Here is a 26006-nt window from a genome sequence, read left to right on the forward strand (position 1 = left end):
AGCGCCCCGGAAAAAGTTCTGGCATACTTTACGGGCAGGCATAGAGTTGATCTCGCTGAATTGGTTGCACAATCAGTAGATCATATTTTCTCTATGCCTGTCCTTTTTTCTGGGGATTCACCAGCGCCAAGCGGGGTTTTTTTATACTTTATTTTTATGATTGTCGGTAACGCTCAATCAAGCTAAATATCGCCATTCCTGCCACCATCGCGGCGGCAAAAATAACACCTTTGTATATGCCCGCCCCCAATAAAACTAAAGCTGGCCCAGGGCATATCCCCGCCAGCCCCCAGCCAATACCAAATAACACACTACCGCCGATTAAACGGCGATCAATTCGCGTAGATGTTGGCAATTGGAAAGGTTGTCCCAGCAAACTAGTTTTACGTTTTTTAGCCCAACCAAAACCTAATGTCGCGATAGCGACTGCGGCGGCCATCACCAGTGCTAGCGAAGGATCCCATGAGCCAGCAATGTCCAGAAAACCCAGCACCTTAGCTGGATTCGCCATACCTGCAACTATCAGCCCCAGGCCAAAAACCACCCCGGCAAGCAATGAGAAAAGTAAATTCATATTCCCTTCCTATCGACTAAGCGAATAGATGGCGAACAAGCCATACAGTGACAAAACCCGCAAACATGAAACTCAGTGTCGCCAGCAATGAACGCGGTGAAAAACGCGCTAATCCGCAGACACCATGCCCGCTGGTGCAACCTGCACCATAGCGAGTGCCAATCCCGACCAATAATCCGGCCACGATCAGAACCGGCAAGCCCGCATCAATCTGAATCACCGGCAGAGCAGCAAAAAGAGAATAAATCACCGGAGCAGCAATCAAGCCGAGGGTGAAAGCAACGCGCCAGGAAATATCCCCCGCTTTTGGCGGCAATAATCCGCCTAAAATGCCGCTAATACCGGCAATGCGGCCATTGCAAAGCCATAGGATTATTACGGCAATACCTAATAGCGCCCCACCCGCCAGTGCGCTGTAGGGGGTGAAATTAGCCCAATCTATCGTCATGCGCCCTCCTTATCTTGTGGGCAATAAAGCTGATACAGCAGCTCAAGCAGCGCCAATATCTTATTATCAGCGATTGAATAAAATATGCGCTTCCCCTCTCGGCGAGTGTTGACCAACCCATCACTGCGTAATACACCGAGCTGTTGTGAGAGTGTCGGTTGGTGAATACCTAAGGCCTGTTCCAGTTCGCCGACCGCCTTTTCCCCCTGACTCAGTTGGCACAGCAATAGCAGCCGATCCTCATTCGCCAGTATTCGCAGCACGTCACAGGCTTGCCCTGCCGCGTACCTCATCAGATCCATACTGATCGTTTTATAGTTATTCATATGTATCTCTGGCACTTTGGAATCATTATATATTTTTATATTATATGTTTTTACATAATGATCGACTAAAAATAGTCCTATTGACCCGCTTGCATCTGACTATCTGCCGTTTTATTCTTCCGCAATATGAGTTCATTAAGAATCCCCATCGCGCTACAGCAAGCGGTTATGCGCTGTTTGCGCCATAAATTACAGCTGGCGAATCAGCATCTTGGCACCGACTATCCGGAGCCTAAAATCAATTATCATCAACGCGGTACTAGCGCGGGCAGCGCCTATCTACAATCCTTCGAAATCCGTTTAAATCCAGTATTATTGTTGGAAAATCAACAGGTTTTTATTGATGAAGTGGTACCTCACGAACTGGCGCATTTACTGGTTTATCGCCAATTTGGTCGGATGGCTCCCCATGGTAAAGAATGGCGCTGGATGATGGAGCATGTGTTGCAAGTCCCGGCTAGTCGCACTCATCAGTTTGAAGTGACCTCGGTGCGCAGTCAGACTTTTAATTATCAGTGCAAATGCCAACAACATGCTTTAACCATTCGCCGCCACAATAAAGTACAGCGCGGTGAGAGCGAATACCGCTGCCGAGAGTGTGGTGAAAAACTGCAATTTATTGCGAAAAAAGCTGTTAGCAATTAACGTTAATTGTTATAAAACAGCAAGTTAACTTGCCATATATAGCTATTCTCTATAATCTGCCTGTTTTTATCATTAGGCTGTTTTGAGATATGTTTCGCAAACTTCTATTCCTGTTGGTTTTATCCTCCCCACTGCTTGCGCTCCCCGGCTACAGCCAAAGTATCAATAACTTTTCTCAGGCCAAAGCGGTTGCGGCAAAAATTAACCAGGATGCGCCCGGCAGTTTTTATTGTGGCTGCAAAATTGACTGGCAAGGCAAAAAAGGGGTTCCAGACCTGAAGAGTTGCGGCTATCAACCGCGGAAAAATGCCCAGCGCGCAGCACGGATTGAATGGGAGCATGTCGTCCCAGCTTGGCAATTTGGCCACCAACGCCAGTGCTGGCAGCAAGGCGGGCGCAAAAATTGCGCTAAAGATCCAGTCTATCGCCAGATAGAAACTGATTTGCATAACCTGCAACCCGCTATTGGCGAGGTGAATGGCGACCGCAACAACTTCATGTATTCCCAATGGAATGGCGGCAAAGGTCAATATGGCCAGTGTGACATGAAAGTCGACTTCAAAAATAAGCAGGCTGAACCCCCTGTACGCGCGCGCGGTGCCATTGCGCGGACTTACTTTTATATGCGCGACCACTATCAACTGCGGCTTTCCAGTCAGCAAAGCAAGCTGTTCGAGGTGTGGAATCGCCAATATCCGGTGACAAACTGGGAATGTCTGCGTGACGAGCGGGTGGCAAAAGCACAAGGGAATCATAACCCTTATGTACAACAGGCTTGCCAGCAGCAAAAAGGCTAATCTAGTATACTGGTCAAAGTTTTCGTTTCAGGACTCAAACAACTCATGCGCATACCTCGCATTTATCACCCGCAACCTTTGCAGGCAAATACCGAATTGGCGCTCAGTGATGAAGCCGCCAATCATGTTGGCCGCGTGCTACGGATGACTGAAGGCCAAAGTCTGCAATTATTTGATGGCAGTAATCAGGTTTTTGCAGCTGAAATTATCCGCGCGGATAAAAAAAACCTGGTTGTCCGGTTAGCCGAAGGGCAGTTGGAAGACCGCGAATCCCCCTTAAATCTGCATTTGGGGCAGGTCATTTCCCGTGGGGAAAAGATGGAATTTACTGTCCAGAAATCGATTGAACTGGGTGTCGACGTGATTACTCCGCTGTTTTCCGAGCGCTGCGGCGTTAAGCTGGATGGCGAACGTCTGGCGAAGAAAATTCAGCAGTGGCAGAAAATTGCTATTGCGGCTTGCGAGCAATGCGGGCGCAATAAAATCCCAGAAATCCGTGAGGCAATGCAGCTCACCGACTGGTGCGCGGAACAAGATGACAGTTTAAAACTCAATCTGCACCCGCGAGCTAGCAACAGCATTAATACCCTCCCCTCGTCACTCAACAAAGTGCGTTTATTGATTGGCCCGGAAGGCGGCCTTTCTGCCGATGAAATTGCCATGACCTCGCGCCTTGGATTTACTGATATCCTGCTAGGGCCGCGAGTGCTGCGTACCGAAACTACCGCCCTTACCGCTATCACTGCTTTACAGGTGCGGTTTGGCGACCTGGGATAAAATGAGTTCCCATTAGGAGAGAAGAATGATCAAGCTCGGCATCGTCATGGACCCAATCTCGTCCATTAATATCAAGAAAGACTCCAGCTTCGCCATGCTGTTGGAAGCACAGCGCCGTGGTTGGGAACTGCATTACATGGAAATGGGCGACCTTTATCTGCGTGGTGGTGATGGCCGCGCGCGCACCCGCCTGCTAAGTGTGAAACAGGATAAAGATGACTGGTTCAGTTTTGGTGCTGAGCAAGACTTACCGCTGCATGACCTTGATGTCATTCTGATGCGTAAAGACCCGCCGTTTGATACTGAATTCATCTACGCCACCTATATTTTGGAACGTGCGGAAGATAAAGGCACTCTGGTGGTAAATAAACCGCAGAGTTTACGCGACTGTAACGAAAAGCTGTTTACCGCGTGGTTCCCGGATTTGACCCCCGATACACTGGTTAGCCGCAGCAAAGAGCATATCCGCAAGTTCCATCAGGAACACGGCGATATCATTTTGAAACCCTTGGATGGGATGGGCGGCACTTCAATATTCCGCGTGAAACAAGATGACCCGAACCTGTCGGTTATCATTGAAACTTTGACCGAACTGGGTAGCAGATTCTGTATGGCGCAAAACTTCCTGCCCGCCATTAAAGATGGTGATAAGCGGGTGTTAGTCGTGGACGGCGAACCGGTGCCTTACTGCCTGGCGCGTATCCCAGCACAAGGTGAAACTCGCGGTAATCTGGCGGCCGGTGGCCGTGGCGAAGCCCGCCCACTGAGTGAAAGTGATTGGGCAATTGCCCGTGCTGTAGCACCGACGCTGAAGAAAAAAGGCTTGATTTTTGTCGGGTTAGATATCATCGGCGACCGCCTAACTGAAATTAACGTCACCAGCCCGACCTGCATTCGCGAAATTGAAGCCGCTTTCCCAGATGTTTCGATTACTGGCATGCTGATGGATGCAATCGAAGTGCGTCTGGCTAATAAATAAACCGGCGCTCGCTCCAAAAAACTTGAAGCCGCAGCCAACAACCCTGCGGCTTCAAGGACAAAAATATCCCCACAGTCATTGGAGTTGCAGGTAGGCGGCAAGAGAACAAATCCCGATGAGCTTACTCAAGTAAGTGATTCGGGTGTGTGAGCGCAGCCAACAACCCTGCGGCTTCAAGGACAAAGGGGATCCGTGACTTTATCCCCATTTATCCGCATACTGGCAGAGTTTTCCCCTTAACTCAGCGAACCCCCTATATAACATAATGAATTTACAGCATCATTTTCTTATCGCTATGCCGTCACTTCAGGACCCGCAGTTTATGCGCTCAGTTATCTATATCTGTGAACATAATAAAGAGGGTGCGATGGGCTTAGTCATTAATAAGCCGATTGAACAGTTCACAGTAGAAACTGTGCTGAAAAAATTGAAGATCAACCCAACCCCACGCGACTCATCCATTCGACTGGATAAACCAGTATTGGCGGGTGGTCCACTGGCGGAAGATCGCGGTTTTATCTTGCATTCGCCACAGGAAGGTTTCGGCTCCAGTATTCCTATCTCACCAGATACCATGATAACCACCTCTAAAGATGTGCTGGCGACATTTGGAACACCGGAACAACCTAAAAATCTGCTGGTAGCACTGGGTTATGCGGGCTGGCAACAGGGGCAGCTGGAACAAGAACTGCTGGATAACGCCTGGCTGACCATTGAGGCGGACAGTAATATTCTGTTTAACACCCCGATCTCTGAGCGCTGGCAAGCCGCGGCCAATAAACTGGGTATCAATATCTTTAATATTGCCCCGCAAGCAGGACACGCCTGATGGCTAATCGCACAATTTTAGCCTTTGATTTTGGTACTAAAAGTATCGGCGTTGCTATTGGTCAGGAAGTCACTGGCACCGCCAGAGCACTGACATCCTTTAAAGCTCAGGACGGTACACCGGACTGGCAAAAAGTCGAAAAACTGCTGAAAGAGTGGCAACCTGATTTAGTTGTCGTCGGGCTGCCACTGAATATGGATGGCACCGAACAACCACTCTCGGCGCGCGCGCGCCGGTTTGCCAACCGCCTACATGGCCGTTTTGGTGTCCAAATTGCCTTGCAGGATGAACGCCTTAGTACCGTCGAGGCGCGAGCCAATTTATTTGACAGTGGCGGTTATCGCGCACTGGACAAAGGCAGTGTCGACGCCGCCTCCGCGGTGATCATTCTGGAAAGTTGGTTTGATGAGCAAGCAGGCTGAATACGCTTTTTGACATTTTATCATAAGCCAAATTCTGCATCCCCTGCTGTTTTCCACTATCCATTCCCGCTGCCTGCCCCGACAAATCTGGTATAGCGTGGCACCCATCCTCGCACAATTGTATACTGGATGGATGCCAATCAGCGGCTCAAAATATTGCACACCCTCGCGGGTGCTTTTTACATTTATTGAGGTTCTCTCATGACAAAAGTAACTGTTGCTGCGACTCAAATGGCCTGTTCCTGGGACCTGCCTAAGAACATTGAGAATGCCGAGAAACTGGTACGTGATGCGCACGCCAAAGGCGCACAAATCATCCTGATTCAGGAGCTGTTTGCCGCTCCTTATTTCTGCATAGACCAAAGCCCTGAACACTATGCACTGGCCCAAGAGCTGGATAGTAGCCCGCTTATCCAACATTTTTCCAAGCTCGCGGCCGAGCTGGAAGTGGTATTGCCACTGAGTTTCTTTGAGAAAGCCAACAACGCATATTATAACTCGCTGGTCATGATTGATGCTGACGGCTCAGTGCTGGATGTGTATCGCAAAACTCACATCCCTAATGGGCCGGCGTATCAAGAAAAACAATTCTTTATCCCCGGTGATACCGGCTTTAAAGTCTGGCAGACCCGCTACGCCAAAGTCGGTGTAGGTATCTGTTGGGATCAGTGGTTCCCGGAAACTGCCCGCAGCCTGGCATTGCTGGGCGCGGAAATCATTTTCTACCCAACAGCCATTGGTTCTGAGCCAGCTTATCCTGATATTGACAGCCAGCCGCACTGGACTCGTGTTCAGCAAGGTCATGCCGCTGCGAATCTGGTGCCCGTGATTGCCTCTAACCGCATTGGTACAGAAAAAAGCAAATATATCGATGGTCTGGAAATGACTTTCTACGGTTCCTCGTTTATTGCTGACCAAACTGGTGCGCTGGTAGCTCAGGCGAATAAAACCGACGAAGCTATTTTGGTGCATGAGTTCGATTTGCAGGAAATCGCGGCTCAGCGCGCTTCATGGGGCTTGTTCCGCGATCGCCGCCCGGAAATGTATCAGGCACTTGCCACTTCTGATGGCAAGACCCGGAGATAATTTATGTCTGTAAAAGACCCTGTTTTACCCGATACGGCATCACAAGCACTGCCGAGTACTCCGCAGCAAGATGGCTTTTTTATGCCCGCCGAATGGGCGTCGCAAGATGCGGTCTGGATGCTGTGGCCGTATCGTCAGGACAACTGGCGTGGCAAAGGCATTCCCGCTCAACAGACGTTTGCCAAAGTGGCGGAGGCTATCAGCCGTACTACACCGGTGTTTATGGGAGTGCCAACTGAGTTTATGGCGCAGGCAAAAGCCACCATGCCAGCCAGTGTCACCTTGGTAGAAATGGCCAGCGATGATGCCTGGATGCGCGATACCGGCCCAACCATGGTGATTAACGGTGCCGGTGAGCGCCGCGCTGTTGACTGGCAATTTAACGCCTGGGGCGGTCTTAATGGCGGTTTGTATGCCAATTGGCAGCAAGATGAGAAAATTGCCGTCCAAGTCAGTGACTTCTTGAATAATGCCCATTACAGCGCACCGTTGGTGCTGGAAGGTGGCTCTATTCATACTGATGGCGAAGGCACTTTACTGACCACCGCTGAATGTTTGCTGAATCCAAACCGCAACCCGCATCTGAATCAGGCGCAGATTGAACAGTTGTTGCATGAATACCTTGGCGTCACGCATTTCATCTGGTTACAGGACGGCGTCTATAACGATGAGACTGATGGTCATATCGACAATATGTGCTGTTTTGTCCGTCCAGGCGAGGTCGCCCTACATTGGACTGATGATCAACAGGACCCGCAATATGCGCGTTCGGTTGCTGCCTTTGACGTTTTATCCAATGCCGTCGATGCCAAAGGCCGTAAGCTGAAAATTTGGAAGCTACCAGCACCTGGCCCACTGTATAATACTGAAGCCGAGACTTTTGATGTGCTGTCCAGTGATGCGGTGCCACGTACCGCTGGTGAGCGGTTAGCGGGGTCTTACGTCAACTTCCTAATCAGCAATCAACAGATTATTTATCCACTGTTGGACAGCCGCACAGATGGGCTGGCGCATGACCTATTGCAGCAGATATTCCCTGACTATACGATTGTCGGCGTCCCTGCCCGCGAGATCCTGTTAGGTGGCGGTAATATTCATTGTATTACCCAGCAGATCCCCGCAGCCTAGTACCCTTTTTAATTGAAGCCGCAGCGGTGTTAGCGGCTCTCACTTACCCGAATCACTTACTAATGTAAGCTCATCGGGATGCTTTCGTTTGCTGCCTTGCTGCAACACCAATTACTTTGGGTAACCTCTTTTTAATTGAAGCCGCAGCGGTGTTAGCGGCTCTCACTTACCCGAATCACTTACTAATGTAAGCTCATCGGGATGCTTTCGTTTGCTGCCTTGCTGCAACACCAATTACTTTGGGTAACCTCTTTTTAATTGAAGCCGCAGCGGTGTTAGCGGCTCTATCTCAATTGACTCACATGCTGCTCGGCCAATATGCCCTGTTTTTGCCGCTGCGCCATGCTTTGTTCAAAAGTTTGCATCCCCCATTGCCCACCCGTCTGTATCACTGAGGGAAGCTGGTAGGTTTTACCTTCACGAATTAAATGGCTGGCTGCCGTGTTTTGGGTCAGAATTTCAAATACAGCCATGCGCCCACCGCCGACTTTATGACACAATTTTTGTGCAATAACGGCACGTAAACTGGCGGCCAATTGCGCCTGAATCGCCGTTTTCTCTGCTGCGGGGAAAACATCCACCAGCCTATCAATTGCTTGGGTCGCGGTGCGGGTATGTAATGTGGCTAACACCAAATGCCCGGTTTCAGCAGCGGTTAATGCTAAACGAATTGTCTCTTGATCCCGCAGTTCACCCAGCAAAATGATATCTGGATCTTGCCGCAATGCCCCAGTTAAGGCGCTACTGAAAGAATGAGTATGACGGCCCAATTCCCGTTGCTGGATCAAACATGTTTTGCTGCTATGAAGAAATTCGATTGGATCTTCCAGTGTGATGATATGACGCGCTTGTTCTTGATTCATGGCACTTATCATCGCGCTCAATGTGGTTGTTTTGCCACTGCCTGTCGCGCCGGTAATTAGAATTAATCCATTCTCTTGCTCAATGAGTTGATTGATAATGGGTGGAACATCCAATTCATCCAGTGATGGGCTAGTTGCAGAAATGACACGAAAGGCTATCGAGCGCCCCTGCTGTTGCTGGAAAACATTCGCCCGCAACCGTTGCCCGGCACTGGTGGTGTAAGCACAATCCACTTGCCCACTTTGCTGCAATTGCCTTTGTTGCACTTCGCTCAATAAATATCGGCTAAGGCCGCTCAGCCAATTGGCATTGACGCGTGGCCAATGAGTGAAGGTTTTCAATTCACCATCAATACGCAATACCGGATGATCGCCGGTACAAAGGTGCAGATCGGATGCATTATGATTTACACTAGCCGCCACCTTATCGGCAAAATCCTGTTCATTGAAGTCACCATCGGCATGTTCAGGGTTTTCTAAATCAATGTATTCAGTGAAAACACCACTAAATACGGGGTTATCCAAGTCTGTGTTTTTATTATCCAGACGGGTGAAATCCATATCAAACTCCTGGGTCCATATGAGCACAATTGAGCAGAATCTACAGGATGTCAGAGCGCAAATCACAACCGCTGCACGCAATTGCGGGCGCTCTCCAGAAGAAGTGACATTACTTGCAGTCAGTAAAACCAAGCCTGTGAGCGCTATCGAAGAGGCCATCGCCGCAGGGCAATATGCCTTTGGTGAAAACTATGTGCAGGAAGGGGTGGATAAAATCCACTATTTTGCAGATAACGCCCCCACAGCAAATCTTGAATGGCACTTTATCGGCCCGCTGCAATCAAATAAAAGCAGATTAGTGGCAGAAAATTTTGCCTGGTGCCATGCCGTGGATAGGCTCAAGCTTGCACAGCGCTTAAGTGCTCAACGCCCGCCCGACATGCCAGCGCTGAACGTCCTGATTCAGGTCAATATCAGTGATGAGCAGAGTAAATCAGGTATAGCACTGGCGGAATTACCTGCTTTAGCGGCCAGTATCAATGAACTCCCTAACCTACATTTACGCGGGCTAATGGCTATTCCGGCCCCTGAAACTGATTATCAGCGGCAACTGGCGGTATTTGAGCAAATGAATCAGGCGTTCTTGACTTTAAAAACCAGCCACCCTCAGATGGATACGCTTTCCATGGGGATGACGGATGATATGGCTGCCGCTATTGCCGCGGGCAGTACTTTAGTGCGCATTGGTACCGCCATTTTTGGCTCCCGCGCTTAACCCCCGGCGGCTTCAAATACAAAGGGGATCCCCAAAGTAGTTGGAGTCGCGGCAAGGCAGCAAAAGAGCGAATCCCGATGAGCTTACACAAGTAAGTGATTCGGGTGAGTGAGAGATGCTAACACCGCTGTGGCTTCAAATACGCAGTGGATGAGGAGAATTGATTTAATGAAACATCGCAACATTACATTCATTGGCGCGGGCAATATGGCGCGGGCAATTATCGCGGGTTTAGTGGCCGGTGGTTACCCCGCTAAAATGATCAGCGTTTGTGCGCCTTCCGCTAAAAACCGAGATGCTTTGGCCGCTGAATTTGGTGTTATCAGTAGTGACGACAACATTGCCGAAGCGAAAAAAGCCGAGGTGGTAGTTTTAGCCGTTAAGCCCCAATTAATGGCGGCAGTATGTCAGCCGTTGCAGGAAAGTATCAATTTCACCGGCAAGCTGGTGCTGTCTATTGCTGCGGGTGTGCAGGTGGCCCGTTTTTATGCGCTACTGGGCGAGAATCTCAATCTGGTGCGAATTATGCCCAACACACCATCGCTGGTGGGGAAAGGGATGAGCGGCCTTTATGCACCGGAGCAAGTCTCGCAGGATGACCGTGATTTCACGGCTTCACTGATGAGTTCAGTGGGTAAAGTTTGTTGGGTGAATGATGAAAATGGCATCAACAGCATTATTGCTGCCGCAGGCAGTGCGCCCGCTTATTTCTTCTTATTTATGGAAGCAATGCAGCAAGAAGCTGAAAAATTAGGTTTTGATAGTGAAACTGCCCGTATGCTGGTACAGCAAGCGGCGTCCGGGGCGACAGCATTAGTGGAGGCCAACCCGCAATTACCGCTTTCAACACTGCGTGAACAGGTAACGTCGAAAGGGGGCACGACCGCTGAGGCAATTCGAGTATTTAACGAACAGCATTTGCCAGAAATTGTCTCCAATGCCATGCAAGCCGCCATTGTGCGAGCAAAAGAAATGGAAAAGCTGTTCTAACCACGGCAAAATTTACAAAACCCGACACTGGCCCTAATGCTTTCCCGTTAAGATAGGGGCCTATAAAGTAGGTAAATAGACGGTCTATTTACCTGCATACCATATTGAATAAAGGATTAAGGCAACTCATGCTAACGCTGACTTTTCTGGCAAAAACGGTCATTGACCTGTATGTGATGGTACTGCTGTTGCGTATCTGGATGCAGTGGGTTCACAGCGATTTTTATAACCCGTTTTCACAATTTGTGGTGAAAATCACCCAGCCGATTGTTGGCCCGTTGCGTCGGATTATCCCGTCTTTGGGGCCAATCGACAGTGCATCGTTGCTGCTGGCGTTCCTGTTGATGACCATCAAGTATCCACTATTGGTGTTGATCCAGAGCGGTTCAATGTCACTCAGCCCGTACAACTTGCTGTTTGGTGTTATTTCGTTAGTTAAAGCAGTCGGTTATCTCATTTTTTGGGTGATGATTATTCGGGCGCTGATGAGCTGGGTCAGCCAGGGCCGTAGCCCAATGGATTACCTGCTTTATCAGTTAACTGAACCTTTAATGGCACCGATTCGCCGCATTTTACCCGCCATGGGCGGTATCGATTTCTCAGCGATGGTGGTGATTCTTATTCTGTACCTGTTCAACTATTTAGGTACGGATCTGCTAGGTGAGCTTTGGTTCATACTGTGAGTGTAGTCACCCAGTTGCTGGACGGGCTGGCTCTCAGGCTATATATTCAGCCGAAAGCCAGTCGTGATCAGATAGTCGGTTTACATGGCGACGAACTTAAAGTCGCCATTACCGCGCCACCCGTTGATGGTCAAGCTAATGCTCATTTGGTCAAGTTTATCGCTAAACAGTTCCGGGTAGCGAAAAGCCAGGTGATTATCGAAAAGGGCGAGTTGGGGCGGCATAAACAGATCAAAATAGTTGCCCCGCAACAGATCCCGCCCGAAGTAGCGACACTGCTCGAATGATAAATACTTCCCGCTAGAATTGGGCGATTGAATGAAATTCAGGACTCTTCCATGCAAAAAATAGTATTAGCCACCGGTAACCCCGGTAAAGTGCGTGAGTTGGCAAACTTGCTGGCCGACTTTGGTTTGGATGTCATCGCGCAAACCGAACTGGGTGTCGAATCTGCCGAAGAGACCGGCTTAACTTTCATTGAAAACGCCATATTAAAAGCACGCCATGCTGCACAAGTCACCGGTTTACCGGCTATCGCAGATGACTCCGGCTTAGCTGTTGATGCTTTAGGTGGCGCGCCGGGGATTTACTCCGCACGCTATGCCGGCACTGAGGCCAGTGATCAAGAAAACCTTGAGAAGCTGTTGATCGCATTGAAAGATATTTCTGATGAACAGCGCGGCGCTCAATTCCATTGTGTGCTGGTTTATATGCGCCATGCGGAAGATCCAACGCCATTGGTATTCCATGGTCAATGGCCGGGTGTGATTGCTCACCAACCTGCTGGTGCTGCTGGATTTGGTTATGACCCCATTTTCTATGTCCCAGAACTGGGTAAAACCGCAGCGGAATTGACGCGCGAAGAAAAACACGCTGTTTCCCATCGTGGTCAAGCACTGAAACTGATGCTGGATGCCTTGCGCAATGCTTAAATTACCCCCGCTCAGTCTCTACATTCACATTCCCTGGTGTGTGCAGAAATGCCCTTACTGTGACTTTAATTCTCATGCACTGAAAGGCGATGTCCCCCATCAGGAATATGTGGAGCACTTGCTAGCGGACCTTGATGCAGATGTACCTCTGGTCAGCGGCCGCGAGATTAGCACCATTTTTATTGGTGGCGGCACACCAAGCTTGCTCAGTGCCGAGGCTATGCAGCAGTTGCTCGATGGCGTTCGTGCCAGATTGCCACTCGCCATTGATGCTGAAATCACCATGGAAGCCAACCCCGGTGCCGTTGAAGCAGAGCGTTTCAGCGGCTATCAACGCGCGGGGATCAATCGTATCTCCATTGGGGTGCAAAGTTTCAGTGCCGAGAAATTAACGCGGTTGGGGCGGATACACGGGCCGGATGAGGCAAAACGGGCCGCAGAACTAGCAACCTCACTGGAGCTGCGCAGTTTTAATCTGGACTTAATGCACGGTTTGCCGGATCAGTCACTGGAAGAAGCACTGGATGATTTGCGCCAGGCCATTGCTTTAAATCCACCACACCTGTCTTGGTATCAGTTGACCATTGAGCCAAACACCGGCTTCAGTTCGCGCCCTCCGACACTGCCAGATGACGATGCGCTATGGGATATTTTCCAGCAAGGCCATCAGTTATTGAGTGCCGCCGGGTATCAGCAATATGAAACCTCGGCCTATGCCAAACCGGGCTATCAATGTCAGCATAATCTCAACTATTGGCGTTTTGGCGATTATCTGGGGATTGGCTGTGGTGCTCACGGCAAAATCACTTTTAGTGATGGGCGGATCTTACGCACTATAAAAACCAAGCATCCCCGTGGCTTTATGCAGGGCAAATATCTGGATAAGCAATATGAAGTCGAAGCCGCTGACCGGCCTTTTGAGTTCTTTATGAACCGCTTCCGTTTGCTAGAGGCTGCACCGCGCGCAGATTTCACCCATTTTACCGGGTTAGCTGAAAGCATCATTCGCCCGCAGTTGGATGAAGCATTAGCGAAAGAATATTTAATCGAAACAGAGGAATACTGGCAGATCACCGAGAAAGGAAAGTTATTCCTTAACTCGCTGTTAGAACTGTTTTTGTAAAGCTAATTGAGATTTTATAAAAATAAGTGAGAAAAACAGGTTCAGACGGCATTCCCAGTCTGAACCTGCCAAACCAGAATCACGTTATACCCAATAGATTTCGAGTTGCAGGTAGGCGGCAATAGAATGAACCCAAGGAGTTGAGATAACTCAATGACTTGGGTAAGTGATAGCGGCCAACAATCCTGCGCCTAGAAAGACGGCGAGTATATACCCAAAATAATTCGAGTTGCAGGAAGACGGCAATTGAGCAAATCCCGATGAACTTACTTAGGTAAGTGATTCGGGTGAGCGAAAGCAGCCAACGCACATGCAGCTTGAAGTATGACGGGTATATTAGTTTAATGCTTTGAGTAAGTCCTTACGCTGCTGCTCCAATGTCGTCACACGCCCACACACCTCGTGCCCAAACTGTTGGAAATCCTGCTCCTGATTATTCCATTCGTTTTGGATAGCCTGCTGTAAACCACCCAGATTGCCCATAATGGCCTGCAATGGATTATTACCGCCACTGCTGCTGGTCGCCTGCTTAACGCCCATCTCATTCAGGCTATCTTGCAACACACCGCCCATGCTTTGTTGTACCAACTGGCGGCCATCTTTTTCGACTTGATCAATAGCTTTATGGTGGAAAGCTAAACCGTCGCTGCGCTTCTCAATAATTCGGCTCATTTGTTGCTTAAGCTGGTCACTCAAGGTTGTCAGCCGGTTACGCACATTGCTGCTGGTTCCCAATTGCTGAACAATCACTTTATCCAGAGAAACCCGTGCTTTTTCCAGGTGTTGCTGCGCGCCATTTTCTATCCACGGCAAATCTTTGCGCAATGCCGTTTGATAGCGGAAAGCCTGTTGGCGTTGTGCATCGGTCACAGTTAATGTCTTGCCATTACGGGTAACATCACCGTCAGGCGAAATCTGTAAATTACCGCTAGCTCCCACCACCTGCACAGATTGCGGGCTGATAATCACATCATCCTGCGGCTTTACACTGCACTGATAATCAGCTTGTGCCTGCCAGGCCGTCAGCATCAATACCGCTAGCCCCGCCGTTCGTAATGCTTTCATTTTAACTAACATAAGACTCCTGAGAAACTGTGCCATCCGGTATTTCTATGGCTATTTATAACGTGCTAATCCCCACCCTGCCAGAATTTACTTTAGACATGAAGGGGAGCTGTCCTAAAAAATGGAGCGGCCAATCCGCTGTGCCAGTAGCTCTAAGGCAGCGGTTCCGGCCAGAGAGTTCCCTGCGTGGTCTAATTCGGGTGACCAAACCGCAATACACAACTCATCGGGTACAATGGCAATAATCCCACCGCCAACACCGGACTTACCCGGCATACCCACGCGGAAGGCAAATTCACCGGCTCCATCATACATACCACTGGTAATCATCAGAGCATTAATCTGTCGCGCCTGCATCGGTGTAATCAGCGGGTCTTGCCCACTAGTACTGCGCCCCTGATTTGCCAGATAGACAAAGCAGCGGGCCAGTTCGACACAACTCATGCGCATGGCGCAATAGTGAAAATAGGTCTGAAGCACCGTCAGTACATCATTGTTGAAATTACCGAAAGACTTCATCAAATAGGCGATGGCCGCATTCCGATCGGAGTTTTCAAATTCTGATCGCGCGACGCGAGTATCGTAGCTAATGCTATCGTCATTCACTAGCTGGCGCACCACTTCCAACATTCGTTGTTTCGGTGCGCTAAGGCGGCTTTGCAACATATCGCAGACTACCAGCGCCCCTGGATTAATAAATGGGTTACGCGGTTTACCTTTTTCTAACTCTAACTGCACCAATGAGTTAAATGGCTGACCTGAGGGTTCTTTGCCAACCCGCTGCCATACTTCCTGTTCCCCGTAACGCGATAATGCCAGAGTCAGACTTAATACTTTTGAAATCGATTGAATAGAGAAGCGCTCATCGGCATCCCCGGCCTGAAATATTGTGCCATCCAACGTACAGACCGCGATACCCAAGTTGTCAGCCGAGACTTCAGCCAAGGCGGGGATATAATCCGCCACTTTCCCCTGACCAATCAGCGGGCGTACCTGCTGCAAGATATCCGCCAACAAGGCATTATCTAAACCTGTTATCACCCCTAAAGCTGCTGCCACAATGATGCTCCCAATCAATCTCCGGTAACCGTTTCCGCTAACTACGCCTGATAAAAACAAAGGCGCCTGCTTAGGCGCCCTTATTGATTATCTACCGTTAAAACGGAAGATCAATCCCACCAGATATCAAACAGTTCACTGGTTTCTACATCTTTCAATTTGCGCGCTTCCAGCCATTTAGTCACTAACGCACGGTGTTCATCCGTGCAATGACCAATTTCTTGCAGGCAAATCAGGCCTTCCCACTGCAAATAGCCGCTGCCATCAAATGCCAGGCCGTTTGCTTCAATAACTTCATCAATGAAAGCATCGACAGTTTCGTCAATAACATCAACACTGGTCCCTTCTGGGAAGGTCCACTTTACAGAAAAACCTAATTCTTGAAACTCATCGATATGCATTTTTTTGCGTAAACGACGACTACGATTATTAGCCATTATTCTTTCCTCTCAAACATCAGATCCCAAACGCCATGTCCCAGGCGCTGGCCACGTAATTCAAATTTTGTCAGCGGACGCGAGTCCGGACGAGGCACATAATCATTCTGCTCTGACAGGTTGTGGTACCCGTTTGCACCTGACATAACCTCCAGCATATGTTCCGCATAATGCTGCCAGTCGGTCGCCATATGGAACACGCCGCCCACTTTTAATTTACTTTTTACCAATTCGACAAAAGGTGCCTGCACGATACGACGTTTATTATGGCGTGCTTTGTGCCATGGATCAGGGAAAAACAACTGAACCATATCCAATGAAGCATCCGGGATCATATTTTCCAGCACTTCGACCGCATCATGGCACATAACCCGCAAGTTACTCAGACCCGCGTCATGAGCTGAGCCCAAGCAAGCACCCACGCCCGGAGAGTGTACTTCTATCCCCAGGAAATTCTGCTGCGGATTACTGGCCGCCATAGTGACCAGCGAGGTTCCCATACCAAAGCCAATTTCCAATACCACGGGCGCTTCACGGCCAAATAAGGCTGTTAAATCAACAGGGGTTGGCTGATATTCTACGCCCATCACCGGCCAGTAGTTATCAAGCGCCAGTTGTTGGCCTTTGGTCAGGCGCCCCTGACGGCGGACAAAACTACGAATACGGCGCATAGCGCGACCGTTTTCATCAAATTCCGGAGATATGACGTCATTTATCATGGTGCTTTCTGTCTGTTGGTTGCGTATACGAACGCGCATTATGCAAAGATACGCCAGTTTATCAACTCTGGCGGTCATAAGTACAAAATTAAGCTGTAAATAATAGATTAATGCCCAAACTGGCTAATTGAATGCCGCTAACGCCGCGGTGGCGCAAGAACGAAAGCATTTCCCCCAAAGTTATTGGTGTTACAGCCAGGCAGCAAGTGAACAAATCCCGATGAGCTTACATCAAGTAAGTGATTCGGGTGAGTGAATGCCGCTAACGCCGCTGTGGCGTCAAGAATGAAGGGGGTTTACAGTCTGGGGAGTCTATGCTGCAATCCAACCCTAATTTATTTCTCTGCCGGATATCGATACCTGCTTATGATGCAAGCGCAACAATTCGCGCACGTGGTACTTGAGTGGTACCAAAGCTTTGGCCGCAAAACATTGCCATGGCAATTGGATAAAACACCTTATCAAGTCTGGCTATCAGAAGTGATGTTGCAACAAACGCAGGTTGCGACCGTCATTCCTTATTTCCAACGTTTTATACTGCGCTTCCCTGATATCCGTGCTTTGGCGGCAGCTCCGCTGGACGAAGTTTTGCATTTGTGGACTGGGTTGGGTTATTACGCCCGCGCCAGAAACCTGCATAAAGCCGCCCAAACTGTTGTTGAACGCCATCAGGGCGAATTCCCCACGACTTTTGATGACATACTCGCACTGCCCGGCATTGGCCGCTCCACTGCGGGTGCTATTTTATCACTCTCTTTGGGGCAACATTTCCCAATTTTGGACGGTAATGTGAAGCGAGTTCTAGCTCGTTGCTATGCCGTTGAGGGATGGCCGGGTAAAAAAGAGGTCGAAGGGCGACTGTGGCAAATCAGTGAAGATGTCACCCCCGCCAAGGGAGTGGGTCAGTTTAATCAGGCCATGATGGATTTAGGCGCAATTGTTTGCACCCGTTCTAAACCCAAATGCGAACTTTGCCCACTGAATATGGGGTGTCTCGCTTATGCCAACCATAGCTGGGCGCGCTATCCGGGTAAAAAACCCAAACAAACAATACCGGAAAAAACAGCCTATTTTCTGTTGCTGCAAAACGGCTCTCAGGTGTGGCTCGAACAGCGGCCTCCCGTGGGATTATGGGGCGGATTGTTTTGTTTCCCACAATTTGCGGAACAAGAGAGTCTGGATAGTTGGTTACAACAACGTGGCATGGTCGCCAGCGAATTACAGCAGTTAACTGCTTTTCGTCACACCTTCAGTCACTTCCATCTGGATATTGTCCCTATGTGGCTGAATACTGCATCAGGGCATGGATGCATGGATGATGGAGCGGGTCTCTGGTATAACTTAGCACAGCCGCCGTCGGTAGGATTGGCCGCCCCTGTTGAGCGCTTATTACTTCAGTTAGCAAAAGAAGAATTAGCAAAAGAAAAGTTAGTAAAACAATAATGGGCAGCACCGCCGTCTACCCCAATAGCTGTATTTGACGATCGTCATCAAAGAGGATTTAGCATGAGCAGAACGATTTTTTGCACGTTTTTAAAAAAGGATGCTGAGGGGCAAGATTTTCAGCTGTATCCAGGCGAAATCGGCAAACGTATCTATAACGAAATCTCAAAAGAAGCTTGGTCACAATGGATAACTAAACAAACCATGCTGATTAATGAGAAAAAGCTCAGCATGATGAATGTAGAAGACCGAAAATTGCTGGAACAAGAAATGGTCAATTTCCTGTTCGAAGGGCAGGATGTTCATATTGAAGGTTATACTCCGCCGAGTCAGTAACCTATTACGGGGCCTATGCTGGCCCCGCTGTTATTTATTCCCTAACGGGGACATTCCTCATCAAGATATGGCTTGTAAGATGAAGAAAATTTTAGCTTTGTTGGTTATTGCACCATTGTTAGTGTCTTGTTCAGGCAATAAAAATCAGGCAGAAAACGAAGCCTTTGTCAAAGACACCAACGGTTTTGAAATTTTAATGGGCCAGTTTGCCCATAACATCGAAAATATTTGGGGATTAAAAGAAGTCTTAATCGCGGGCCCAAAAGATTACGTTAAGTATACAGATCAATATCAAACCCGCAGCCATATCAACTTTGATGCTGGTACCATTACAGTTGAAACTATTGCCACGACTGATCCGGCGGCTCACTTACGTCAGGCGATTATTACCACGTTATTAATGGGCGATGATCCTGGCTCGATCGACCTCTATTCTGATGCTAATGACATCCAGATCAGCAAAGAACCTTTCCTCTATGGGCAGGTACTAGATAACAACGGCGAGCCTATTCGTTGGGAATGGCGAGCTGCACATTTTGCTGATTATTTACTGCAAAACAAAATGCAAAAGCGTACCTCTGGTTTGCATGTTATCTGGTCGGTAACCTTGCAATTAGTGCCGAACCATCTGGATAAACGTGCGCATAAATATTTGCCACTGGTGCGGCAATCGGCTGAGAAATATGGCGTAGAAGAGTCATTAATTCTGGCTATTATGCAAACTGAATCAAGCTTTAACCCATATGCGGTTAGTGGCTCTGATGCACTTGGCCTGATGCAGGTTGTTCAGCATACTGCCGGGCGGGACGTCTACAAACTGAAAGGCAAAAGTGGTCAGCCGAGCCGCAGTTATCTATTTGATCCTGCTAACAATATTGATGCTGGCACAGCCTATCTATCTATTCTGCAAAATACCTATTTGGGCGGTATTCAAAATGCCACCTCGCGGCGTTATGCAGTTATTACCTCCTATAATGGCGGTGCCGGCAGTGTGTTACGGGTATTCTCTAGCGACAAAAACCAAGCGGTTAATATTATTAATAGTATGGCTCCGGGCGATGTATTCCAAACGCTAACCACCAAACACCCATCCGGTGAATCTCGCCGCTATCTGGTGAAAGTGAATAGTGCGCAGAAGAGCTACCGCCGCCACTAATTGTCATGGGTATAAAGGGCACAGTGCGCTGTGCCCTTTTTTATGGCTAAAATTGTGACCAACTGATAACTGTTCAATTTTGAATAACAACTATTCGCAATAAAGTGTTTATAGTATTGATCATTACTCTCTTAACCACAGCTGGCAGATTGAACAAATGGACGTTGGACTTACCGTTTTCGAAATGGTGGTAATCTTCTCCACTATGGTCATTGCCTACATTATTTTTGGTATTACTGGCTTTGGTTCCGCGTTAATTGCCAGTCCGGTTTTAGCACTATTTATCCCTGTAGCAAAAATTGTCCCATTGCTAGCTATTGTTGATATGGTTGCTGCAATCACCAACGTAGCACGTCATAGCCGCCATGCAGACATTGCAGAGCTTAAGCGCTTGGTCCCATTGATGATTCTTGGGAGCCTAATAGGCGCGACAATATTGCTGCGAACCCGCCCCGATATTTTGCTATTAGCATTAGGCATATTTGTTATTTTATATGCAATTTACGCCCTCAGTCGGCGTAAACCGCAAGGGCAATTCAAATCCGCTGCCGCTATTCCTTTTGGCATAATTGGCGGTATTTTCAGTGCATTATTTGGTAGCGGTGGGTTTATATATGCTATTTATTTATCAGGGCGGATAACCAACAAAGATAATTTACGGATTACACAGACAACACTTATCGGCCTAAGCACCTTAACCCGAGTAATTTTATTTGCTCTGGCCGGAGTCTATATGGATTTGTCGATATTATGGATGGTATTGCTATTGGTGCCGGGGATGTTGGTCGGATTAGCAATTGCCAATAAAATCAGCTTAGGGATCAGCCGCGAACAACTGATTAGAATAATAAATATCTTATTGCTGATTTCCGGTACTGTTTTGTTGGTACGCTATTTCGGTTACTGACTATCCAAAGTGGGATAAAGTGACAGCCAATATTCCCATTGGCTGTCTATCTGTCCTCAGATTACTGAGTAATGACATAACCAAAAATACGCCGCCATTCTACATCACCTTTTTCGATATAAACGCCCTGCAATTCCGGGGAGAAGCCCGGCAATAAATTGATGCCCTCTTCCAGCGCCAGGAAATAACGCTGCACCGCCCCACCCCATATTTCACCCGGCACAACACACAACACGCCTGGTGGATAAGGCAAAGCCCCTTCAGCCGCAATTCGCCCTTCCGCTTCAGCAATAGGAATCAGTTCAATATTATCGCGGATAAACTGAATATTGGCATCCTGCGGGTTCATCACGACAGGTGGGAAACTGGCTTTACGGAACATATCCTTTTGCAACTGTTTAACATCATGACTGACATATAAGTTATGCATTTCCTGGCATAACTGGCGCAAAGTATAGCCACGATAGCGCTCTTCATTCTTACGATATATCGTCGGTAATACATCGCACAACAGCGCATCTTGCTCAATATAGCGCTCAAATTGGGCTAACATATCAACCAGATGAGCCATTTTTGCCGGGTTTTCAGCCGGTGTCAGCAGGAATAGGATCGAATTCAGATCGCATTTTTCCGGCACAATACCATTTTCACGAAGGAAAGTTGCCAGTATCGCTGCTGGCACACCAAATTGGGTATATTGCCCGCTGTTAGCATCAATACCTGGTGTTGTTAGCAATAATTTGCAAGGATCAACTAGGTATTGATCTTGATTATAACCTTCAAATCCATGCCAACGCTCATTAGGCACAAAATTAAAGAAGCGAGCATCATTAGCAATAATATCTGTATCGTAATCCTGCCAATTCTTACCCCCTACAGTGGGTGGAATGAATGGCCGTAACATTGAGCAGCGCTCTAATAATAATTTACGGGCCTCAATACCGAGCTTTACACAATCCATCCACATGCGGCGGCCACTGTCGCCGGAATGTATTTTGGCATTCACATCTAACGCGGCGAATAAAGGGTAAAACGGGCTGGTTGATGCATGCAGCATAAACGCATTGTTAAAACGCTTATGGTTACAGTGGCGTTTTTGCCCTTTTATATGGTTATCTTTTTTATGCACTTGAGAAGTCTGAGAGAAACCAGCCTGCTGCTTATGCACTGACTGAGTCACAATAATCCCAGGGTCATTTTCATTTAATTCTAGCAATAGTGGCGAGAAATCCTTCATCATCGGAATAAATTGCTCATAACCGACCCACGCAGAATCAAACAAAATGTAATCACATAAATGACCAATACTATCAACCACCTGACGAGCGTTATACACAGTGCCATCATAAGTGCCTAACTGAATGATTGCCAATCTGAATGGCCGTGTATCATTCACATGTTCAGGAGCCACTTCAGCGAGTTGCTGACGTAAATAACGCTCATCGAAACAGTGCGCATCGATGCCACCAATAAATCCAAATGAATTACGAGCAGTTTCTAAATAGACTGGCGTCGCCCCCGCTTGAATCAGTGCGCCATGATGGTTAGATTTATGGTTATTTCTATCAAATAACACTAAATCACCACGGGTCAATAAAGCATTAGTAACCACTTTGTTGGCCGATGAAGTCCCATTCAGTACAAAATAGGTTTTATCTGCATTAAAGACCTTAGCTGCATATTTTTGTGCATCTTTTGCCGCACCTTCATGGATAAGCAAGTCACCCAATTTGACATCGGCGTTACACATATCTGACCGGAAAATCGTCTCACCATAGAATTCAAAAAACTGACGGCCAGCAGGATGTTTACGGAAAAACTCACCACCTTGGTGCCCAGGGCAAGCAAAGGTTGAATTTTTCATCTCGACATATTTCTTTAATGTTGAGAAAAAAGGTGGTAACAGATTTTTTTGATATTCGCTGGCAGCAGCCTCAACCTGAGCATTGTAAAATGCTTTATTTGCCTCACCGAGTGTGATGACACCCTTAATAAGGGGCAAATAATCCGTAGAAACCGTCTGTTCTGCCGTAACAGCAATAAAAGTAGGAATAGCAAAACCCAAATCATTGAGCTTCGACAATATACCGGCACTCGCATCTTCCACCGACATCACCACGGCGGCAACATCTGTGAAATCGGTCTGATTGAGGTATACCACTCCCCGCTGACTTTCTACATAAGAAGCCAAACGAGCACTTGTTGCTATTTTTAACTGTGTCATGTCACTTACTCTCAAACGGTCAGGTATGAGTCTGCCACTTTGGCATATAGATGGCATCATATTGATGAATCATATGAATTACCGGCAAATTGATATCTTTAAACGCATTTTTCCCAGCAGAAATAAAAGCCAGAATAGTGAGTGAACTGGTCTCAGCATCGACCAATAGACATCAGTAAAATCAGAGGATTAGCTCTATTTTTAATAATGTCTAACAGTGAGCAACACATAGCCTTACCGCATGAAAAAGGTAAAAGACTTAACCGAAGTGAAACGGAGGAAGTGGCACATGAGGCGCTTAATATGCATTGGATAGTGTAAAACTGCCATAACCGCCCCCCTGCTTAAATTCTCAAAATTATATGGACTAGAGGAATGAATAGTAACGCTAAATTCGCGCAATAATTACATGTTTATGGGAGCGATTCAATCCTTGAAGTTCAATAAAAATTCATATTTAGTGAATATCTAAGCCATTGTTATCTAATAAACTGGAAAATAAAAAATCTATAAATCAATCAGATAAAACCGCCTATCACGATGAAAAAATATCACACCAACATTTATTAGCCACCTTTTGCATGAAAAGAGAGCAACCGATCGCCTTTATATGAGAAACTCATTGACGATTTGGTGCCAATACGGTTTAATGCGCCCCGTTGCCCGGATAGCTCAGTCGGTAGAGCAGGGGATTGAAAATCCCCGTGTCCTTGGTTCGATTCCGAGTCCGGGCACCACTATTCCATAAACGGACGTCTACTGACGTCCGTTTTGCATTTTAAATCCTGCTGTTACTGCTGTCGTCCCCCTACTCCATATCAACTGAATTCAATCTGATTCTACCTAGATCAAGTTACACCTATAGACATAAATGCGGGTGCAGTCCAGTTAGATAATGATTATATCCACAAAGTCTATTCCAGAGGCTATCCATGGCACTCACCGATGTGAAAGTGCGACCGAAGATAAACCTTACAAACTGACTGACAGCGCTGGCATGCATTTGCTAGTTCATCCCAATGGGCCAAAAATACTGGTGGCTACGTTATCGCTATCTCGGCAAAGAAAATACCCTAGCATTAGGGGTCTACCCCGCCCTCTCACTTTCAGAGTCGCGGGCTAAACGCGACGCCGCACGCAAATTAATTGCCGATGGCTCCGACCCCAGTGAGGTCAAGCGTTCGACAAAGGCTTTACCCGATGCCACTCAAACATTCGAAGCTATTGCCCGGCGCTGTGGTGTTTCGGCTTACTGCTGCCAGACCTTGCGTACACCATAAACACTGTAGTTTTCTTCGTATATCTAACGAACCGGCCTTGTTTACTTTACCAAGCTCATTACATTATCTATTTACCGACGGAAGGGTGGAATTTCCCTTGTTTCAGTTCTTCACGCAGGATGGCATGTTCATCTTCGGTAAATTTATATTTTCTCATAATCAGAATGCGTATTACTGCGCCTAAAGCAGGTAGCAGAGAAATACAGAAAAACAGGCCATTTAATGTCCATTCCGACTGAGCCACATTGGGTATATAGCCCAATACTGATAAAATCAGGCCAGAAAGCCCGCCAGCAACAGCAACTGAGAGTTTACCGACAAAAGTCTGCCCAGAGAAAGTGATAGCAGCACAACGCTTACCGGTATGGTAATAAGAATATTCCACCGTATCAGCAATCATTGCGGAAATAAGCGGGTTGGTCATCATGAAAATTGCTGTAATCACGGCTAACCAGACCATTACATAGACCACATTGTGATAACCGGTAAACCAGAAACCGATGCGAGCTATTATCTCCAACACACACAGAGCAATGAATAAATCTCTCTTTTTAAAGTGACGGGTTAAGAATGGAGTGCCAAGGCAAGCTAGCGCACAGGCAAAAGTAATTAAACCTATAACAGAAACTAATTCAGCATCTTTCATATTATAGGTGAAGAAGAAAATATAAAATGTGTTAACGATGTTAGAAAAAACGTTCATGAAAAAGGCGCTAAGTATAAAAAATAGCGGCTTATTTTGCCAAACGACAATAAAGGTCTGCTTTAAGGTGATTTTTTCAACTACTGTGACTTTGACGCGCTCTTTGGTATTAAAGAATCCATTTAACATCAGTATCACCCCCAATGTCATGAGGATGACAACACCAGCAAGGTAGCCGCGGTCAGCACTGTTCTCTGCAAACAGTCCACTGATATAAGGGAATAAAACCATTGTGGCACCAATACCGGCATTAACACCGAGCATTGCACAAGTTGCTGTTTTGGCACGTTCTTGCGGCTCATCCGTCATTACTGTGCTCATTGACCAGAATGGAATATCAGAGAGGGCATATAATGTTCCCCATAAGATATAGGTGACACCGGCATATATTGTTTTCGTCATCAGGCTGGCTTCGATATTATAAAATGCAGCCACGGTGACGATGAAAATCAAAAAAGGTGTAAACATCAAGTATGGACGGAATTTTCCACGCCGCATATTAATGGTATCCATCACACCAGCAATCAATGGGTCATGTACTGCATCCCATACCCTGGCGATTAAGAAAATCATACTTGCTGCTACTGGTGAGATTCCCATAATATCAGTGTAGAAAAAGAGAATAAAACTGCCTACCAGCCCAAAACTGAAGCACTGGCCCATTCCATACCCAAAATAAGAAGCAAGTTCTTTCATTGGGATTTTTGCACCTGAATGATTTATGTTCATTCTTAGCCTTTATATTATGTGGGGTACAGGTGAACTTTCTAAGTTCCGCTGTGGCAATATATAGGTTTTA

General features: G+C 47.4%; 29 protein-coding genes, 1 tRNA gene and 1 pseudogene. 21 read left to right on the forward strand and 10 right to left on the reverse strand.

The annotated features are described in order from the left end of the window. On the forward strand, positions 1-186 hold a 186-nt coding region (locus tag OVO64_RS18295), incomplete at its 5' end, for a hypothetical protein (protein WP_267248928.1). Here the strand turns inward: OVO64_RS18295 and OVO64_RS18300 are convergent. From OVO64_RS18300 to OVO64_RS18310, 3 genes are read right to left on the reverse strand one after another with little or no spacing between them, the layout of a single operon-like run. Next, positions 155-574 carry a DUF6691 family protein gene (locus OVO64_RS18300; RefSeq protein ID WP_038631018.1) on the reverse strand — a complete coding sequence of 140 codons (420 nt, stop codon included), beginning with the start codon at positions 572-574 and terminating at the stop codon, positions 155-157. The genes OVO64_RS18295 and OVO64_RS18300 overlap by 32 nt on opposite strands. 16 nt (positions 575-590) lie before the next feature. After that, complete coding sequence (locus OVO64_RS18305) at positions 591-1022, reverse strand: YeeE/YedE family protein (RefSeq protein ID WP_038631016.1); 432 nt, start codon at positions 1020-1022, stop codon at positions 591-593. Beyond that, positions 1019-1348 carry an ArsR/SmtB family transcription factor gene (locus OVO64_RS18310; protein WP_162928753.1) on the reverse strand — a complete coding sequence of 110 codons (330 nt, stop codon included), beginning with the start codon at positions 1346-1348 and terminating at the stop codon, positions 1019-1021. The genes OVO64_RS18305 and OVO64_RS18310 overlap by 4 nt, the downstream gene beginning before the upstream one ends. 126 nt (positions 1349-1474) lie before the next feature. Here OVO64_RS18310 and OVO64_RS18315 point away from each other — a divergent pair, with 126 nt between their 5' ends. The 8 genes from OVO64_RS18315 to aguA all read left to right on the forward strand — a co-directional run bounded on the left by OVO64_RS18315 (position 1475) and on the right by aguA (position 8011). After that, positions 1475-1993 (forward strand): SprT family zinc-dependent metalloprotease, encoded by a 519-nt coding sequence (locus tag OVO64_RS18315; protein ID WP_267248929.1) that lies wholly within the window; start codon positions 1475-1477, stop codon positions 1991-1993. A gap of 89 nt (positions 1994-2082) precedes the next feature. Beyond that, positions 2083-2790: a deoxyribonuclease I gene (gene endA, locus OVO64_RS18320; RefSeq protein ID WP_038631010.1), complete on the forward strand. Its 708-nt coding sequence runs from the start codon at positions 2083-2085 to the stop codon at positions 2788-2790. 45 nt (positions 2791-2835) lie between these two features. After that, complete coding sequence (gene rsmE / locus OVO64_RS18325; protein WP_038631009.1) at positions 2836-3567, forward strand: 16S rRNA (uracil(1498)-N(3))-methyltransferase; 732 nt, start codon at positions 2836-2838, stop codon at positions 3565-3567. Positions 3568-3592: 25 nt separating this feature from the next. Beyond that, a complete protein-coding gene (gene gshB / locus OVO64_RS18330; protein ID WP_267248930.1) occupies positions 3593-4546 on the forward strand; it encodes a glutathione synthase in 954 nt (317 codons plus the stop codon). Positions 4547-4811: 265 nt separating this feature from the next. Beyond that, positions 4812-5375, forward strand: a complete 564-nt coding sequence (locus OVO64_RS18335) for a YqgE/AlgH family protein (RefSeq protein ID WP_267248931.1) — start codon at positions 4812-4814, stop codon at positions 5373-5375. After that, positions 5375-5797 carry a Holliday junction resolvase RuvX gene (gene ruvX, locus OVO64_RS18340; protein WP_145585932.1) on the forward strand — a complete coding sequence of 141 codons (423 nt, stop codon included), beginning with the start codon at positions 5375-5377 and terminating at the stop codon, positions 5795-5797. Before OVO64_RS18335 ends, ruvX begins: the two co-directional genes overlap by 1 nt. A 201-nt stretch (positions 5798-5998) precedes the next feature. Beyond that, complete coding sequence (gene aguB / locus OVO64_RS18345) at positions 5999-6883, forward strand: N-carbamoylputrescine amidase (protein WP_004391008.1); 885 nt, start codon at positions 5999-6001, stop codon at positions 6881-6883. A gap of 3 nt (positions 6884-6886) precedes the next feature. Continuing rightward, the gene (gene aguA / locus OVO64_RS18350) at positions 6887-8011 is read left to right on the forward strand and encodes an agmatine deiminase (protein WP_267248932.1); all 1125 of its coding nucleotides are present in this window, start codon (positions 6887-6889) and stop codon (positions 8009-8011) included. A 284-nt stretch (positions 8012-8295) separates the two neighbouring features. Here aguA and OVO64_RS18355 read toward each other — a convergent pair whose 3' ends face one another. After that, positions 8296-9435: a type IV pilus twitching motility protein PilT gene (locus OVO64_RS18355; protein WP_038631000.1), complete on the reverse strand. Its 1140-nt coding sequence runs from the start codon at positions 9433-9435 to the stop codon at positions 8296-8298. A gap of 19 nt (positions 9436-9454) precedes the next feature. On the opposite strand from OVO64_RS18355, the gene OVO64_RS18360 reads away from it, so the two are divergent. The 6 genes from OVO64_RS18360 to hemW all read left to right on the forward strand — a co-directional run bounded on the left by OVO64_RS18360 (position 9455) and on the right by hemW (position 13878). Then, positions 9455-10150 (forward strand): YggS family pyridoxal phosphate-dependent enzyme, encoded by a 696-nt coding sequence (locus tag OVO64_RS18360; RefSeq protein ID WP_038630998.1) that lies wholly within the window; start codon positions 9455-9457, stop codon positions 10148-10150. Positions 10151-10318: 168 nt separating this feature from the next. Further along, positions 10319-11140 carry a pyrroline-5-carboxylate reductase gene (gene proC / locus OVO64_RS18365; protein ID WP_038630996.1) on the forward strand — a complete coding sequence of 274 codons (822 nt, stop codon included), beginning with the start codon at positions 10319-10321 and terminating at the stop codon, positions 11138-11140. A 128-nt stretch (positions 11141-11268) separates the two neighbouring features. Continuing rightward, positions 11269-11823, forward strand: coding sequence for a YggT family protein (locus OVO64_RS18370; RefSeq protein WP_004391013.1), 555 nt, complete (start codon positions 11269-11271; stop codon positions 11821-11823). After that, entirely contained in the window at positions 11820-12110 is a 291-nt protein-coding gene (yggU, locus tag OVO64_RS18375; protein ID WP_267248933.1) for a DUF167 family protein YggU, read from the forward strand. Before OVO64_RS18370 ends, yggU begins: the two co-directional genes overlap by 4 nt. Positions 12111-12161: 51 nt before the next feature. Beyond that, the gene (locus tag OVO64_RS18380; protein WP_038630988.1) at positions 12162-12755 is read left to right on the forward strand and encodes an XTP/dITP diphosphatase; all 594 of its coding nucleotides are present in this window, start codon (positions 12162-12164) and stop codon (positions 12753-12755) included. Next, complete coding sequence (gene hemW / locus OVO64_RS18385; protein WP_050292360.1) at positions 12748-13878, forward strand: radical SAM family heme chaperone HemW; 1131 nt, start codon at positions 12748-12750, stop codon at positions 13876-13878. The genes OVO64_RS18380 and hemW overlap by 8 nt, the downstream gene beginning before the upstream one ends. 336 nt (positions 13879-14214) lie before the next feature. Here the strand turns inward: hemW and OVO64_RS18390 are convergent, their stop codons facing one another. From OVO64_RS18390 to trmB, 4 genes are all read right to left on the reverse strand, one after another. Beyond that, positions 14215-14955, reverse strand: a complete 741-nt coding sequence (locus OVO64_RS18390; RefSeq protein ID WP_038630984.1) for a DUF2884 domain-containing protein — start codon at positions 14953-14955, stop codon at positions 14215-14217. A 102-nt stretch (positions 14956-15057) separates the two neighbouring features. Next, entirely contained in the window at positions 15058-15984 is a 927-nt protein-coding gene (gene glsB / locus OVO64_RS18395; protein WP_038639332.1) for a glutaminase B, read from the reverse strand. Positions 15985-16112: 128 nt separating this feature from the next. After that, positions 16113-16439: a YggL family protein gene (locus OVO64_RS18400; RefSeq protein WP_038630982.1), complete on the reverse strand. Its 327-nt coding sequence runs from the start codon at positions 16437-16439 to the stop codon at positions 16113-16115. Next, the gene (gene trmB / locus OVO64_RS18405; protein WP_032820017.1) at positions 16439-17158 is read right to left on the reverse strand and encodes a tRNA (guanosine(46)-N7)-methyltransferase TrmB; all 720 of its coding nucleotides are present in this window, start codon (positions 17156-17158) and stop codon (positions 16439-16441) included. Before trmB ends, OVO64_RS18400 begins: the two co-directional genes overlap by 1 nt. Before the next feature lie 366 nt (positions 17159-17524). Between trmB and mutY the strand changes: the two genes are divergently transcribed. The 4 genes from mutY to OVO64_RS18425 all read left to right on the forward strand — a co-directional run bounded on the left by mutY (position 17525) and on the right by OVO64_RS18425 (position 21000). Then, positions 17525-18601 carry an A/G-specific adenine glycosylase gene (gene mutY / locus OVO64_RS18410; RefSeq protein ID WP_038630980.1) on the forward strand — a complete coding sequence of 359 codons (1077 nt, stop codon included), beginning with the start codon at positions 17525-17527 and terminating at the stop codon, positions 18599-18601. Positions 18602-18664: 63 nt separating this feature from the next. After that, complete coding sequence (locus OVO64_RS18415; RefSeq protein WP_004391023.1) at positions 18665-18937, forward strand: oxidative damage protection protein; 273 nt, start codon at positions 18665-18667, stop codon at positions 18935-18937. A gap of 79 nt (positions 18938-19016) precedes the next feature. Next, positions 19017-20093: a membrane-bound lytic murein transglycosylase MltC gene (gene mltC, locus OVO64_RS18420; RefSeq protein WP_038630978.1), complete on the forward strand. Its 1077-nt coding sequence runs from the start codon at positions 19017-19019 to the stop codon at positions 20091-20093. A gap of 157 nt (positions 20094-20250) precedes the next feature. Next, positions 20251-21000, forward strand: coding sequence for a sulfite exporter TauE/SafE family protein (locus OVO64_RS18425; protein WP_038630976.1), 750 nt, complete (start codon positions 20251-20253; stop codon positions 20998-21000). 61 nt (positions 21001-21061) lie between these two features. Here OVO64_RS18425 and speF read toward each other — a convergent pair whose 3' ends face one another. Beyond that, positions 21062-23224 carry an ornithine decarboxylase SpeF gene (gene speF / locus OVO64_RS18430; protein WP_038630974.1) on the reverse strand — a complete coding sequence of 721 codons (2163 nt, stop codon included), beginning with the start codon at positions 23222-23224 and terminating at the stop codon, positions 21062-21064. A 661-nt stretch (positions 23225-23885) separates the two neighbouring features. On the opposite strand from speF, the gene OVO64_RS18435 reads away from it, so the two are divergent. Beyond that, positions 23886-23961, forward strand: a tRNA-Phe gene (locus OVO64_RS18435). A 195-nt stretch (positions 23962-24156) separates the two neighbouring features. Further along, positions 24157-24459: pseudogene (locus tag OVO64_RS18440) on the forward strand (Arm DNA-binding domain-containing protein); the annotation flags it as partial. 112 nt (positions 24460-24571) lie between these two features. Here the strand turns inward: OVO64_RS18440 and OVO64_RS18445 are convergent. Beyond that, on the reverse strand, positions 24572-25936 hold the full coding sequence (locus OVO64_RS18445; RefSeq protein WP_042562471.1) for an MFS transporter: 1365 nt from the start codon (positions 25934-25936) through the stop codon (positions 24572-24574). Between the last annotated feature and the right edge of the window lie 70 nt (positions 25937-26006).

Source organism: Yersinia sp. Marseille-Q5920, from assembly GCF_946902935.1.
Classification (GTDB): Bacteria; Pseudomonadota; Gammaproteobacteria; order Enterobacterales; family Enterobacteriaceae; genus Yersinia; species Yersinia rochesterensis.